7 protein-coding genes are annotated in these 16,101 nt (G+C 43.1%); all 7 read left to right on the top strand.

The window, feature by feature from the left end:
- The first annotated feature begins 294 nt into the window (after positions 1-294).
- The 7 genes from J8L84_RS12295 to J8L84_RS12265 all read left to right on the top strand — a co-directional run bounded on the left by J8L84_RS12295 (position 295) and on the right by J8L84_RS12265 (position 15,754).
- Positions 295-3,162 carry a TonB-dependent receptor gene (locus J8L84_RS12295; RefSeq protein ID WP_211070954.1) on the top strand — a complete coding sequence of 956 codons (2,868 nt, stop codon included), beginning with the start codon at positions 295-297 and terminating at the stop codon, positions 3,160-3,162.
- A 166-nt stretch (positions 3,163-3,328) separates the two neighbouring features.
- Positions 3,329-4,816, top strand: a complete 1,488-nt coding sequence (locus tag J8L84_RS12290) for a tryptophan halogenase family protein (RefSeq protein ID WP_211071098.1) — start codon at positions 3,329-3,331, stop codon at positions 4,814-4,816.
- A gap of 509 nt (positions 4,817-5,325) precedes the next feature.
- Entirely contained in the window at positions 5,326-8,421 is a 3,096-nt protein-coding gene (locus J8L84_RS12285; RefSeq protein WP_211070953.1) for a TonB-dependent receptor, read from the top strand.
- A gap of 86 nt (positions 8,422-8,507) precedes the next feature.
- Positions 8,508-12,851, top strand: a complete 4,344-nt coding sequence (locus J8L84_RS12280) for an alpha-1,6-glucosidase domain-containing protein (RefSeq protein ID WP_211070952.1) — start codon at positions 8,508-8,510, stop codon at positions 12,849-12,851.
- Positions 12,852-13,223: 372 nt separating this feature from the next.
- Positions 13,224-14,090, top strand: a complete 867-nt coding sequence (locus tag J8L84_RS12275) for a patatin family protein (RefSeq protein ID WP_211070951.1) — start codon at positions 13,224-13,226, stop codon at positions 14,088-14,090.
- Positions 14,091-14,241: 151 nt separating this feature from the next.
- Positions 14,242-14,757, top strand: a complete 516-nt coding sequence (locus J8L84_RS12270; RefSeq protein WP_057791637.1) for an RNA methyltransferase — start codon at positions 14,242-14,244, stop codon at positions 14,755-14,757.
- A 106-nt stretch (positions 14,758-14,863) separates the two neighbouring features.
- Positions 14,864-15,754 (top strand): PEP-CTERM/exosortase system-associated acyltransferase, encoded by an 891-nt coding sequence (locus tag J8L84_RS12265; protein ID WP_247670751.1) that lies wholly within the window; start codon positions 14,864-14,866, stop codon positions 15,752-15,754.
- Positions 15,755-16,101 lie beyond the last annotated feature (347 nt).

Raw genomic sequence — 16,101 nt, 5'->3', positions numbered from 1 at the left:
AGTATTTATTTCAAGTTCATATAACAATCAACCCTAGCATTAGTTTTCATTGTTAACATCACAATGGTAATTAGCTCAGCTTTGTAACTGTGGTCTGTAACTGTTGTAAAATTACATCATATTTGCGACTTGTATTGTTAAATTGATGTTGCATAAATTTTATTGAATACGTATGCAGGCAATTGTGCAAACCTTGGCACCTCTATAGCATTGTCCCGGTGAGATGTATTGTCATTTATTTGTCATAAGAATAACAAAAAGACAACAACTATAACTGTATGGGACACCCGTTTTATGAAACATTTTAAACCCAACCTTATTAAAGCTGCGCTTATCTCTGGTGGAATGGCATTTGGTAGTGCACCGGCACTTGCTCAAGAAGCAAACACTGATGCTGTTGATGAAGAAAACCTTGAAGTTATTCAAGTGAGTGGTATTCGCGGCAGCCTTCAGCGTGCTCAAGCAATCAAAATGGACAATACGTCTATTGTTGAAGCGCTTTCTGCTGAAGACATCGGTAAGCTACCAGATACAAGTATCGCTGAGTCAATTGCTCGTCTTCCTGGTCTAGCTGGTGAGCGTCGTAATGGTCGTACTAGTGGTATTTCTGTACGTGGTTTTAATGAGAACTACGTAGGCACAACGCTGAATGGCCGTGAGCTTTTAGGTATGGGTGACAACCGTGGTGTTGAATTTGACCTTTATCCAACTGAAATCGTTTCAAACATTCTTGTATACAAGACACCAGAAGCGGGTCTTATGACTCAAGGTATTGGTGGTACAGTAGACATTCAAACTGTAAGTCCACTGAGCGCTCAGAAAACCGTCGCGTTTAATGGTTCTTACGAGAAAAACCAACAAGACGCAGGTAACCCTGACTTCGAAAACGACGGTCATCGTTTATCATTTAACTATGTAGACCAGTTTGCAGATGACAAGTTGGGAGTAGCATTGGTAATTGCTGATATGGAATCGCCTCGTCAAGAGCAGTACTTCCGCGGTTGGGGATATGCAAATGCAAACCCAGCGAACGCCGCAGAAGGTGTTGACGTACCAGAAGGAACAGTAATTCTTGGTGGGCACGACTCGTTCACGCGGTCAGCCATGTTGGAACGTACATCGATTGCGGGGGTAATTGAATATGCACCTTCAGATAAGCTTAAATTGCAATTCGACGCACTCTATATTGACTTTGAAGAAAATGATGCAAGACGTGGCGTGGAAGAAGGCGGCGCTGAATGGGGTACAGGTGCATATACAATTACTGGGGTAGAAGATGGCCTTGTTACTTCGGGTTACTACGACGGCTTCCTTTCTGTTATTCGTAACGATTCTCGTCAGCAAGAGGCAGAACTTACTACCTTTGGTTTGAACGTCGAATACATTATCAGTGATAATTGGACTGCGACGTTAGATATTTCATCGGGGCAAGTTGATAAGACTATCACCGACATTGAAAGCTATTCAGGAGTAGGTCGTGCGGGTGCAGATGGACGTCCACTTACGCCACGAGCGTGGACGATGACATCAACTGGTGCTATATATAGCGATCACCCAACACTAGATGGTGTTGATCTCGCCGATCCAAACTCAATCTTCTTAGCCGGTCCGCAGGCATGGGGTGGTTCATTGAGTCCTGTGGAGCGCTTTCAAGGCGTTGAAGGTTTTGGACCTAATACAGCACAGGACGGTTTCGTTAACGAGCCAATTTTTGATGAATCACTTGATGCTATTCGTCTTGACCTAGAAGGTTACGTTGAATGGGGTATCTTTACTAAGTTAACAGCCGGTGTTAACTATCAAGAGCGTGAAAAATCTAAAGATAACAATGGGGCTTATTTGACCGCTCCAACATGGCCTGACGCTGAACTCGTGCCTAACCCTATTGGTACAGCAGATTTAAGCCATATTGGGATTGAAGGCGTGATTGCCTACGACGGTCTTGGTTTGTACAGAAGCGGTTATTACATTGAAACAGAGGCTGAACTTTTCGAAAATGGTCGTTTTGGTGACTCATATTCTATCTCAGAAGATATTCTGACTGCCTATACTAAATTAGATATCGAAACGGAAATTGGCGATATTTTAGTTTTTGGTAACCTTGGTCTTCAAGTTGTAAATGTTGACCAGTCAGGTTCTGGTTTCAATACGACTACCGGTCCAACTGGATTTACAGCAGTAACACCGATTTCTGATGGTGACTCATATACTGACGTACTACCAACACTTAACCTAAGCTTCGAAATTGCTGAAAACCAGTTTATTCGTACTGCATTAGGTAAAGTTATCAGTCGTCCACGTATGGACGACATGCGCCCGAATAACACGGTTAGCTTTACGTTTAATGACCAGCAAATAATCTCAGAAAATGTTGCGAATGGTCCGTGGGCAGCAAGTGCAGGTAATTCACGCCTAAGACCTCTTGAAGCAAACCAATTTGATATTGCCTACGAAAACTACTTTGCAGATTCAGGATATTATGCAGTTAGTTTCTTTTATAAAGACCTGACTAACTGGCACGTAGCCGGACAAACAGTTGGCGACTTTAGTGAATCTTATATTGAAGGTTTTCACGAAACTTCAGGTCAAACAGATATCAATGGCGATGGTGTGTTGGATGAAAGCGATATTGTTCCTCCAGCGACATTTAACGGAATCGTAAGCTTCCGTGAAGATGGTCTTGAGGGCTTTGTTCGTGGCTGGGAGTTACAAGGTAGCTTGCCGTTTGAAATACTTCATGAGTCACTTGAAGGGTTTGGTGTATTTGCAAGTGCGACATTCCTTGATGGAGAACTTGAAAATGGTGAAGCGGTACCGGGTCTCTCTGAAGAGAGTTATTCACTGACCGCTTTCTACGAGAGTAATGGTTTTGAAATCCGCGTTTCAGGTACCAAGCGTGATGCTTTTGCTACCGAGACCCGTGCGATCAGCCTTTCACTAGCACCAATAGAAGATAACGGCGTTAAGCAGATAGACGCGCAGATCGGTTATGACTTCAGTGAATCAGGCATTGAGTATCTTGAAGGCCTTCGAGTGACCTTTCAAGGCCAGAACTTAACTGATGAGCCTACTGTTCGTGTTAATCCGGGCGATGACCGCCAAATTACGGAGTATCAATCATACGGCCGTAACTTCTTACTTGGCTTTAACTACACTTTCTAAGTGTCACAAACGAGCACCACAATAATGTGAGTGTTAAATGTAGTAAGATTAAAAAGCCCCAATTTACGTAATGTGTTGGGGCTTTTTGTTGTATACCAGTTAATGCCATGATATGAGGTGGTAATTGAGGTGTGCCAAAACGAAATGTGGTGACGGCGAATATATGATGAATCAAACGGTTAAAAATGTAGTTATTGTTGGCGGTGGAACTGCGGGTTGGATATCGGCTGCAGTAATCAAACGGCTTATCGGCAAAGGCGTAAATGTAACGCTTATTGAGTCTGAAGAGATTGGCACAGTTGGCGTTGGCGAAGCAACCATTCCGCCTATTATTACCCTTAATAACGTATTGGGTATCGACGAAAAAGAGTTCTTACGCGAAACCAACGCTACCATGAAGTTGGCAATAAAGTTTGAAAACTGGCGGGTGCAAGGTGAGAGCTACTTTCACACGTTTGGCGCGGCAGGAAAAAGCTATGCTTTTTGTCATTTTCACCACTACTTTAAACGCGCCCAAAAAATGGGTTTAACTGACTCATTGTGGGATTACGATCTAAATTACCTTGCTTGTAAAGCCGGTAAATTTGCCCATATAAAATCGCCCGACCCAGTTATAGAAATGCCTTACGCATATCATTTCGATGCGTCATTGTATGCGCGCTTTCTACGTAAAAAGTGTGAAACAATGGGGGTAACGCGCCAAGAAGGTATTATTACCGAGGTCAAACAGGACAAGGATAGCGGCTTTATTACCGGCGTAATATTGAAAAACGGCGAGCATATTGAAGGCGACTTGTTTATTGACTGTTCTGGCTTTAAAGGGCTGCTCACTCAGCAGACCTTAAATACAGGGTATGAAGATTGGTCGCATTGGCTACCATGCGATCGCGCCGTAGCTATGCCCTCAGAGCGTCACCAACATACGCTTCCTTATACACGTTCTATTGCTCATTCTGCTGGGTGGCAATGGCGTATTCCATTGCAGCATCGTAACGGTAACGGTTTGGTGTATAGCAGCAACTATTACACGGATGAGCAAGCACTAGATGTATTGTCGAATAATCTTGATACAAAACCATTGGCAGACCCTAACTTTATTCGTTTTAAAACCGGCAGAAGGCGTAAGCAGTGGAACAAGAACGTTGTTGCAATCGGCCTTTCTAGCGGATTCTTAGAGCCGTTAGAATCAACCAGTATTCATCTTATTCAGTCTGCTGTGGTAAGACTTATTCATTTGTTCCCGCACGAGGGCTTTAAACAGTATCAAATTGATGAGTACAACAAACAGTCTCAGCTTGAGTATGAGCAAATAAGAGACTTCATTATCTTACACTATCATGTTAATGAAAGAACCGATTCACATTTCTGGAAAGACCTTCGGGAGATGGATGTACCAGATAGTCTGACGCATAAAATAGAGTTGTTTAGGGAGTCTGGTAACTTGTTCAGAGAGCAAAATGACTTGTTCCTTGAGAGTTCTTGGCTACAAGTGCTTAACGGACAGGGTATAACGCAGAACGATTTCCACCCGCTAGCCAATGCATTGTCTGAACAAAAACTTCTAGAATTAATGCAAAATATTAAACGCATAAAAAATGAGCCTATTGGCAAAATTGCTAGCCATGATGATTTCTTAAAGCAGTTTTGTGGTTAGTAGGTTCTTATGATTTAACCTATGCAAATTATTACAGACGATGAAACCGCTACTTAAATTGCAGCCAATTATTTCACGAATAAATGGTCGTCAAACAAGATCAAGGTGACGCTCGTATAATCTTCCGAGATAGGAATTACTGGTGTGGGCGAGGGGGCCACACCTGCGCTTTAGCGCTTTGTTCAAGGTCTCGCGTTAAATTTTAGACATTACAACCTCGCACTCAAGGACTGAAACTCAACTTCAGAATATCTCGGACGGCATTCATAGTTAATTTTTCTTTAATTGGCAACGCAATCACTTACCGCTCAACGTTACTCTTAAAAGCTTTCAAAGTAATTCTTTCTTTTCATATGTTTATTTAATGTTACTTAAATGTGAATGAATACGTATGCATGGTGTTGCTCTCTTTTTATACAACCCGATACTATTTATGGCAGAACCATAAGTGACGAGTTTGGGTGTGGTATTCCCGAACCGTTGATAAAAAAACAAGGAACGGGGCACCAATGAGAACATTCAAACTTAAGCCTATCATGGTGGCGTTAGTCAGTAGTGGGTTGGCATTTTCCCTGCCAATTTACGCACAGCAAACGTCGGAAGACACTATTGATGAAGTCAGTAATGAAACCTCAATTGAACAATCGCGCGGTCAACCAGCTGCTGATGATATATCTGAGGAAACGCTGGAACGCATAGAGGTTAGGGGGTTTAGTACTAGCCTCATACAATCACTCAATCAAAAACGCTTTTCTGACACAGTTTCAGAACAAATTTCTGCTGATGATTTGGGCGGTTTGCCTGATGTATCTATGGCAGATGCTCTTACACGATTGCCGGGTATATCTGCAGTGCGTACTGGAGGCCAAGCGGCTGAAATAAACATTCGTGGTTTAGCGGGTGACTTTGTGTTTTCTACACTCAATGGTCGTGAGCAAGTGTCTACGAGTGGAAGTCGAGCCATTGAGTTTGACCAGTACCCTTCAGAATTGATCACCGAAGCCAGTGTGTATAAATCGCCTAAAGCATCGCTGATTGAAGGGGGCATTGCGGGAACGGTAGAGCTTAAAACAGCCAGCCCATTAGCCATGGAGGAGCAGCATAAATTTAGTGCCAACATGCGGGGTATGTATAACGACCGAGCCAGTGAGATATCAGATGCCAGTGAATTTGGTCATCGATTGAGCTTTTCCTATCAAGGTAAGTTCATGGACGATACCGTCGGTTTATCTCTTGGTTATGCACGTTTGTTTCAACCCAGTGTATCTACCCAGTTCGTTGGCTTAGCGTACAACGGAGCCGTGGACGTCGATGGCATTGAGGGGGACAACGACAGAGTGGGCACAGACTGTCCAGAATGTGAGCTTATTTCGGAAGGCTTCGAAATTCAGCATAAAGGCGGGGAGCAAACTCGCGACGGATATGTCGCAGCAATAGAGTGGGCTCCATTAGAAAATTTCACCTTAAAAGCCGATGCGTTTATTTCTAAGTTCGATTCAGAAGAGTTTGCCCGTGGGTATCGAGTGAAATTAGGTGGGATAACGGCAGGCATCACGAACCCTGTCATTGTGAACAATAGTGTTATCGGTGGCACCTTTTCTCGCACAGATACTAGCTTTACACGGGTTGAATTAGTTAACGATGACAACCAAGATTTCGATAGCGTTGAAAACTTCGGTATTAACGCAGATTGGGAAATTAGTGCTGACTTGTCGGTACAATTTGATGTGTCACGTTCCACCGCGAAAAGTGATTTCCGTAATGGCTTGCTATGGTCGTTAGTCAGTGAAGATGCCAACGCCGTGAGCCCAGTGTTTGATGAGAACGTTCAAATTTCGTATTTGCTGAATGGCAATAATCTTCCTGATTTAGCCTTTAATCAAGCAGATGCGTTTTCCGATATCGATAGGGTGATGGTGAGTAAATACGGCATTTACCCCTTTGTGAACAAAGATGAGCTTGATGCATACAAGGTCGATTTCCAATACTTTATCGACATGCCTATCGTGACAGGCTTGGAGTTTGGTTATCGCTATTCCGATAGAGAGTACAGCAACGATCGTTCGGTATTTGAATACGGCAACGACAGTGCGTTTTCTGCAAGTCAGCCTCCGCTACGTTTAACTAACGATATGGTGGAGCGAGTTGATTGGGCTGGCGATTTCAGCTATTTCCCAAGCTATTTGTCGGTAGATTTAACCAGTGCGCTCAATGCATGGTTTCCGAGCGGATACCCTCAACCCGTTCAAACCTGGGGACCAGGGGCTGCTGGTGTGATTAATGGCCCAGGTACGGGCCCGTCTACTTCTTGGACTATGCAAGAAAGTGGGCAGGTCTTTGAAACCGTAAACTCCGCTTATTTGATGGCGGGCCTCAATACTGAGATAGCTGGTATGGCAGTTACCGGTAACGTGGGTGTTCGTTACGTAAAAACAAAACAAAGTTCTACCACATACCAGCGTGCTACGTCGTTAATTACCGATCCAGAAACGGGCGTCACAATAGAGATAAGTGATCCTACTGCGGGCGCACAAAACATTACCGATGATGCCGGCTTAATTAACAATTTTTACCGCTTCACAACGCTTACCCATGAATACGATGATGTCTTGCCGTCTATTAACCTTAATTTTGCGCTTACGGATAATACGCAGCTCAGAGTTGCAGCAGCGAAAGTAATGGGTCGTGCACCGATTAATCGATTTGCGGCAAATGCTTCTACCACCGTTGAAACGGTGACTGCTGTGCAAGATAGAGACTCGGGAGAAGTGACCTTGTCGCAACCTACCGCCAAGGTAAACGGGAACGCAACAAATAGCCCTTACCTAGAGCCTTTTTATGCCACCCAATATGATATTTCATGGGAGTACTACTTTGAGGATACCGAAGGAGCGTTAGTATTAGCGGCATTCTACAAAGATATAGAATCCTTCATTGAAGAAATAAACATAGAGCCTTATGACTTCAGCGGCAACGGCATTGTGGTTCCCGAGTCGGTTCAAGTCCCTGTCTATCTTGAACCTGAATTTGTAGGGCAAGAGGCTGAGTTGTCTCGGGATGCCGATGGTAACCCTATTTTTGTAACGGTTCCTACCGAAAATGGCAGCTATAGCACGGCAGTAAATAACGCTGAAGGTGGTTATATTCGTGGTGTTGAAATTGCCTACACTGAAATTTATAGCAAGTTGCCAAGATTCTGGTCTGGTTTAGGGGTAACGGCTAGTTACTCATACACAGAAAGTGAAATCCAACGTACGCTGAGCAGTTCGGTGTATTCGGATAGCTTGCCTGGCTTATCTGAAAATGTCGCCACGGTAACCTTGTTTTGGGAATATGAAGGGTTTGAAACGCGTTTGTCTGGGCGTTACAGAGATTTCTTTGTATCAGAACAAGTGGCAGTTAACGATCAAACCGTTAATTTTGATTCTGAACTGGTTGTTGATTACCAAGCATCGTACGAAATCAACGATAACTGGAGTGTATTGTTTCAAGTAAACAACGTTACCGACGAACCTACCAAAAGTTATTTCACCTCTTCTGAACAAACCGGCACCATTCAGTTTTTCGGTACACAGTATTACTTAGGGATGACATACCAATTATGAGTATTTTACCCCTCTCCCAAAAGCTTAATCCTATGGCAATAACTGCCAATACTGCGTGTATGAAAAAGAAAAAATTGGAGTTATCCATGTTAAAAATACCACTACCAACGCTAAAGGTGTGGCGTATTGCAGCACTTATTTTAACGGCACTTTTTGTAGTAGGTTGCGGGGGTTCAGGTGTTGAATCTGGCTCAAACGATTTACTTACCTGTAATGTACCAAACGTTCCGAATGAAGACGGCACAGCGTGCGTAGCCCCACCACCGATTCAATGTGACGCGCCTACGGTACCAAATGAAACTAATGATGCGTGTGTAGTTGGCGCCGATCCAAGCTTACCACTACCGGTATTTTTCCCCGCCGACAATCAAGCGGTTTTATACTACAACCGCGCGGCAGTTGATGCTGATAATTCAACAAACGACCCCGTGTACGAAGGCTGGCGTTTACATACTTGGAATAACGATGAATGTGACGCTTATGCCGATTCAGATACTGATTGGGCCAATGGACGTCAACATACGGGTATCGATCCTAATTATGGTGCGTATTGGGTTTTAGATTTAAAAAATGATTTTGATGATTGCCACAATTTTATCATTCACTTAGGCACTGACGATGCAGGTAAAGAGCTAGGCGGTTCTGACTTCCAAGCTTCGCTAGTTCAAGATGATGCTACTTACGTGCGAATGAACTTTACCTTATCGGGAGAGCCTACTTTATTTGAATACCCAATTATGTCACTTGGGCCACAGCCAGTGGATATAGAAGGGTTTGGCGCACATTGGTTAGATGCGAATACGATATTGTGGGATGTGGCTGATACCGTATCTACGGTGAAGCTTCACTATTCACCGAATGCTGACTTAGAGAGTTCACTGGAAAGTGGAATTAACGGCACGTCAGTAGCATTAATGCCTGCCACGTTAGACGAGAGCCAAACTGCTAAAGCAGAAAACCTAGCGGGTCTTCAGGCGTGGGTGGGAGACTGGAGCCTAGAGGATGCTAAAACGGTTCTGACCACCCAAGCCGTAGTGGGCGGGTATGACAGTGATGGCATACTGGTAGCAGCAACAGGCTTACAAAATGCAAAAGTAATTGATGCTATCTATACCGCGGGTGATGAAGATGCGAATGAGGCTACTTTAGGCGCTGTTTATACTGATACCGGAATTGCTGTGTCGGTATGGGCTCCCACGGCCCAAAATGTAGACTTGCTAACTTACAACGATAATAAAACCCTCGCAAATCGCCACACCATGTCACGCGACTCCGTTACAGGCATTTGGCAATTTGAAGGAGACATGTCGTTAGATAGACAGCTTTACCGCTATGAAGTGACGGTTTTTCATCCGCAAACAGGGGCAGTAGAAGTACTTGAAGTTACTGACCCTTACTCGGTAAGCCTTAGCACCAATGGCCGTTTCTCTCGCTTTGTTAACTTAGCAGATGACGATTTAAAACCAGAAGGGTGGGATACTCAGAATATTCCTACGTTAGAAAACCCTGAGGATGCCGTTATTTACGAAGGTCATGTTCGTGATTTCAGTATTCGCGATATGTCTACAAGCGAAGCAAATCGTGGTAAATACTTAGCATTTACTGAGCAAAACACGGCGCCCGTTTTACACCTACAAAAATTAGTTGAAGCAGGGCTAAATTACTTTCATATACTGCCAGCGAACGATATTGCCACCATTGACGAAGACCCTACTAAAACGGTTGGTTTATTTGATACGGTTGCAGACTTATGTCGCCTTAATACCGACGCAGCAGTTTGTGAGGAAGAGAACAGTGCCACACTACTCATTGATGTGTACAACAGTTACGACCCATTAGCCGAAGCGGCGAAAGCACAGCAACTCACAAGCGATATGCGTGCTATTGATGGCTTCAACTGGGGCTACGATCCACATCATTTTAACGCCCCAGAAGGCAGCTATGCGTCAAGCGCAGAAGGTGTAGAGCGTATTGTTGAAATGCGAGCCATGATTCAAGCGCTGCATGAAATGGGACTTCGCGTTGCTTTAGATGTGGTATACAACCATACCAATGCTTCTGGCGTGTTTGCGAAATCTGTGCTGGACAAGGTAGTACCTGGGTATTTCCATCGTTATGAAACAGACACCGGAGTTATTGTTCGCGAAACCTGCTGCGATGATACTGAGCCGCGCAACGTAATGATGGAAAAGTTGATGCAAGATTCACTACTTATGTGGGCAGAGCATTACAAATACGACGCTTTTCGATTCGACATTATGAGCCAAGCTTCTAAAGAGACGATGTTGAAATTACGCAACAGCGTTCAAGCTTTGGATGAAGATAATTACTTCTACGGTGAGGGCTGGACGCGCATTGACAGAGGTTATGAGCAAGCGAACCAGCTGAATATGGCCGGTACGCAAATAGGCACGTACAACGATAGAATTCGTGAAGCGATTCGCCAAGGGAATATCTTTTCACCTGACTCTGACGCGCTACTAAGTGATCAGGACAAGGTTAAAATGAGCATGGTAGGTACACTACAAGACTATGTGCTTGAAACGTCTGCTGGCGTAGCGAGCAATACTAGCAACTTAGGTGGCTACGCACTCGATCCCGCCGACATTATTAATTATGTGTCTAAACATGATAATGAAACCTTATGGGATCAACTGAACTACACCTTGCCGATGGATATTTCGTTGAGTGAGCGCGTCCGTGCACAGAATGTTGCTATCGGTATCCCGCTGGTGTCTCAAGGTATTCCATTCTTACAAATGGGCGGTGATTTACTGCGCTCTAAGTCTATGGACAGAAACACCTATGATGCAGGTGATTGGTTCAACTTCGTTGATTTTACCTATGAAACCAATAACTGGAATGTGGGTTTACCGTTAGCACAAGACAATGAAGTTCGCTGGGAAGAAATGGGTGAATTTATTTATAGCCCAGAACGAGCAGCATCTATGACCGATATTATGCTTGCGTCGGATGTATTTAACGAGTTGCTTGCCATTCGTATGGAAAGCCCGCTATTTCGTTTAACTACCGCAGAGGACATCATTGACCGTATTGGCTTTCATAATATCGGTTCAAACCAGCAAAAAGGCTTAATAGCCATGAGTATTGATGATGGTGTTACGGATGATACTGAAAGCCCACGTGTCGATCTCGATATGCAAAATGATGCCATCGTTGTACTTGTGAATACGGGGTACGATACGCAATCTATAAGTATCAATACCGCAACCGGGTTTTCATTACATGCACGGCAAATGAACTCAAGTGATGAAGCTGTAAGGGGGGCTACGTTTAACGAAGCTGAAGACGGGAATGGTATATTCACGGTCCCAGCACTGACCATTGCCGTATTTGTGAAGCCGCAATCAGGCGCACAAGGTTATGGTTTGTCGGCGTACGCCACTTCTGGTGCCCCGGATGTTGTGCCTTATGGTGAAACTACGCCTTACCTTCGCGGCGATATGAACGGTTGGACCACTGATAATCCATTTATTTATAGAGGTGATGGCATTTATGAAGTTGCTGTTACTCTTGAAGCGAGCACTACTTACGGCTTTAAGTTTGCCTCAGAGGATTGGGAAACGGTTAATTTTGGTGCCGCAGAAGGTGATGATGGTGCACTTGTAGAAATTGAGCCTAAAATTTTGGCAAGAAGTAATAACAATCTATCATTCACACCTTCTATTGGTGCTACGTATCTGTTTACCATAAACGCCTCGGATTCAGAGTCCCCTGTACTCACTATTGTTAATGAAGAGCCCTATGTTGGAACACCTGTGTATATCAGAGGGGCAGTAAACGATTGGGGAACGAATGACGAACTTGTTTATCAAGGGGGGCGTATCTATATGGTGACAATGGATATAGAACCAGGTAGTTATGAATTCAAAGTCGCTTCTGAGGATTGGGATACGGTCAATTTTGGCGCATTGAGTGCTGATGATACAGATAAAAATGTGAATGTTGGTCAAACAACTGCCTTGGCGAGAACAAACGATAACTTGCTTCTGACTATTGAAGACGCTGACCGTTATGTGTTTGTTTTTGATGTAAATGACGAAAGCAATCCCACCATAGGTGTATATAAAGAGGCCTATTTCGGTGACACAGAAGTCTACATACGCGGTGGTATGAACGGATGGGGAACCACCGACCTATTTACCTACCAAGGTGAGGGTGAATACACGGTGGATATTGAACTTAGCGTAGGAAGTGCAGAGTTCAAAGTGGCATCAGAAGATTGGAATACGGTTAACTTGGGTAACCCTAATGATGCGGCATCTAACCTTGTAACGCCGGATCTGCCAAAAGTGTTGTCATTTAGCAACAACAACCTTGTTATTGACGTCACTGATGCTGGGCTTTACGAATTTAGAGTGTCTGGCCCTAATGGTGAGTCGCCTACACTCACCGTGAGCGCTAAATAACCGTTAGCGTTGAATCAAAAAACTAAAGCCGTGGATTTTCACGGCTTTTTTTATTCCTTAAACAGCTTTTCCCATTAAGCCAATCAGTTTTTCTCTTACATCTTTCTCGCTTGATTACGGCAAAATTAAAAATTCGCACTATTGGAACATACTTTGCTTTATTCAACTTACGTAGTAGGTGAACGCTACACACAATTGCAACATAGCAACAGTGCATGTTTATGCACCTTGGCGCTTCAGCAATAGGTGTGGTTAATAATAGGCATTGCTGAGTAACATTGTTTACCAGAGCTTTTAGATGGCTAGGGGGCTCCAATAGAGGGATTTAATTAAGCAGTAATTTTATATATTGCTATAACGGAGATTGAGACAATGAAATCAGCTTTAGTGGTAGAAGGTGGTGCGATGCGCGGCGTATTTGCAGCTGGCGTATTGGATAAGTTCATGGAACAAAATCACTATCCGTTCGATTTCGCGATAGGGGTATCGGCTGGGGCAACCAACCTTTCAACTTACGTTGCTAGAATGCCAGGTCTTAGTAAGACCATTATTACGCAGTATGCCACTAAAAGAGAGTTTTTTAGCCCAATACGTTTTATCAAAGGTGGGCACATGACTGATGTACATTGGTTATGGCATCACTCTAAAAAGTCTTTAGGTATACCTGCACCAGGTGAAAAAACAGCAATGCCATTGTATGTTGGGATCACTAATGTCGAGTCTGGTGAATGTGAATACATACAAGCTACAGAAGAAAATGTTGATGCGTTGATGGTGGCATCCTGCGCCATTCCAACAGCGTTTAGAGAACAACCCATAATAGATGGCAACCGCTATGTTGATGGCGGAGTGGCTGATGCTATACCGGCAATAAAAGCTTATGAGATGGGGGCACGTGATATAACGGTAGTGCTATCTCAACCTAAGGGCTTTACAAAACCAGCAGTGAAAACAGCGTGGCTTTTAGAAAAAATGTATGGCGCTCAACCCGCCTTACTAGATAAGATGACGAAAAGATCAAATATTTATAACGAAACATTGAATTTTCTCTTAAATCCGCCGTCTGATTGCAAAATTACTGTTATAGCGCCTGATGAAGCATTTTGTGTTAAGCGCTTAACGATGGATAAAAAGAAACTACTACGTGGCTACGGACAGGGGAGGCGAATGGCGAGACGAGCTATTGCGAACTCGAAAGTAGTGCCGAAGACCACGCAAAGTAATAAAGCCGTCGCGTAATTAAACTAAAGTATAACGATAATACGCGATTTCGAACTGACTAATAAATTAGAATGGCGTGACATAGTAGTGGCCAAAGTGCCACTATTTAAACATTATTGCGCAACAAAATAACAAAATAACAAAATAACAAATAATAAAAAGAGGTCGTGTGAGTTCCCTTTCGCTATCAAAGCAAACAGTGAGTATCGGGTTAGTAAACCCGAAAAATCCCGTAAACGTTGCCTCTATCTTAAGAGCGGCAGGTTGTTACGGTGTATCAAGCGTGTTTTACACCGGATACCGATACCGTATTGCGAAGAACTTTAATGCTGATACGAAGGCTTTCCATAAAAAGATCCCTACTATCGGCGTTGATGACTTAAAAGAGGTCGTGCCCGAGAATGCAAGTGTAGTAGCCATAGAGCTAGTAGAAGGTGCATTACCTTTACCAGAATTCAAACATCCCGAAAATGCAATGTACATTTTCGGACCAGAAGATGGCAGTTTAGATAAAAGCGTACTTGAGTGGTGTGACCATGTTGTCTACATACCTACTTATTCGTGTATGAATCTAGCTGCTACCGCTAACGTCGTACTTTACGACCGTTTAGCAAAATCAGAGTATATCTCAGGTAATAGCCTCATACGTGAGAGCCGGGATAATAATAATCAATCAAAACTATAAATCGGTTTGAATCGTTGTATTCGAGAGTGAAATTGTGTGTAAGCACAAGGTGAGCTTTTGTCATTCTTTTCAAACTGGGCCTGCTAAATCTATAGAGGACCAAAAATTGAAAAAACGTGTCGCTACTTCGCTAAATAAATTAAAAACAATTCATAGCCATATTTCTTCTAACTTGAAGAAGTTGAGAAACAAAAGAAAGAAAAAACAGATGGATGAACTATCAAGTTTTTTCTTTAGTCGTTACTCACTTGTGGTCGCACAAAACAACGAAGACCGAGAGACATGTTTCAGCACAAGACACAAAGTTTATTGTGAAGAAATGAACTTCGAAAAAGAGCGCTCTACGGGATTAGAAATTGATAGATATGATGACTATTCTGTTAATTGTTATATCAAACACTTACCAACAGGGGATTGTGCAGGAACGATTCGTATCATCATGCCTGCTATTCGCAATCAAGCCCTGCCGCTGGAAGAAAAGTGTATTCACGCCATTGAAGACAAAGCGTTAGTACCCGCTCAACTTGGTAGAACTTCTATTTGTGAAATCTCTCGTTTAGCCATTCCTAAATCGTTTAGAGTTAGACAGCTTAAAGCTAAAGCGCCGTTCAAACCTTCTGGTAAACAGAAAGTGAGTAAAGCGGAAAATGCTCTGCTTGAAAACGTTCCCTATTTATCTCTTGCCCTTTACTTCATCGCTCTGAGTATTTGTGTTGAGCAGGATATTGAATTTGGGTATGTATTAATGGAGCCTAAATTAGCTCGCCGATTAAAAATGTTTGGATTTAATTTCGAATGTCTTGGTGATCCAATCGACTATAACGGCCTACGTGCAGTTTACAGGATTAAAACTCAATCAATTGAAAACGATTTAACACCAGTTTTACGTGATTTTTTATTGCGGATTAAAAATGATCTTGCGGGCAGCTTAACTGAAAATATGTTTGGCGCCACTACGAAAGCAGAGGAAGAGTTTACTGCCAGTAAAGCGGCATAGAAATAGTATTGTATTACGCACTTCTCTTTTTTAAAAACGACTAATAGATTAAAGGAAAAATCGAAGAACAAGGGAAACGGAACAAAGCAATCACATCGTATTAATTTAGTACTGAATACGTATGGAATTGTTTTAACATTCCCTTAACGAGTATGCTATTGGCAATTCAATGCAAAGGTATGCTTGTAGTGTTAGATATCAAAAAGACAAATCACCTCCACACGGTGAAATGTGCGGCAAAAAATGCGGCACACACTTCTCCTCAACGCGTAAACAAAAAAGTAAACAAAAGCTCGACGGTTAAGAAACTGACAGTAGTGGCTTTATCACTTGGCCTCCTATCATGC

This window comes from Alteromonas sp. MMG017 (assembly GCF_018100795.1).
Classification (GTDB): Bacteria; Pseudomonadota; Gammaproteobacteria; order Enterobacterales; family Alteromonadaceae; genus Alteromonas.
This window is presented reverse-complemented; position numbering and strand designations above follow the sequence as displayed.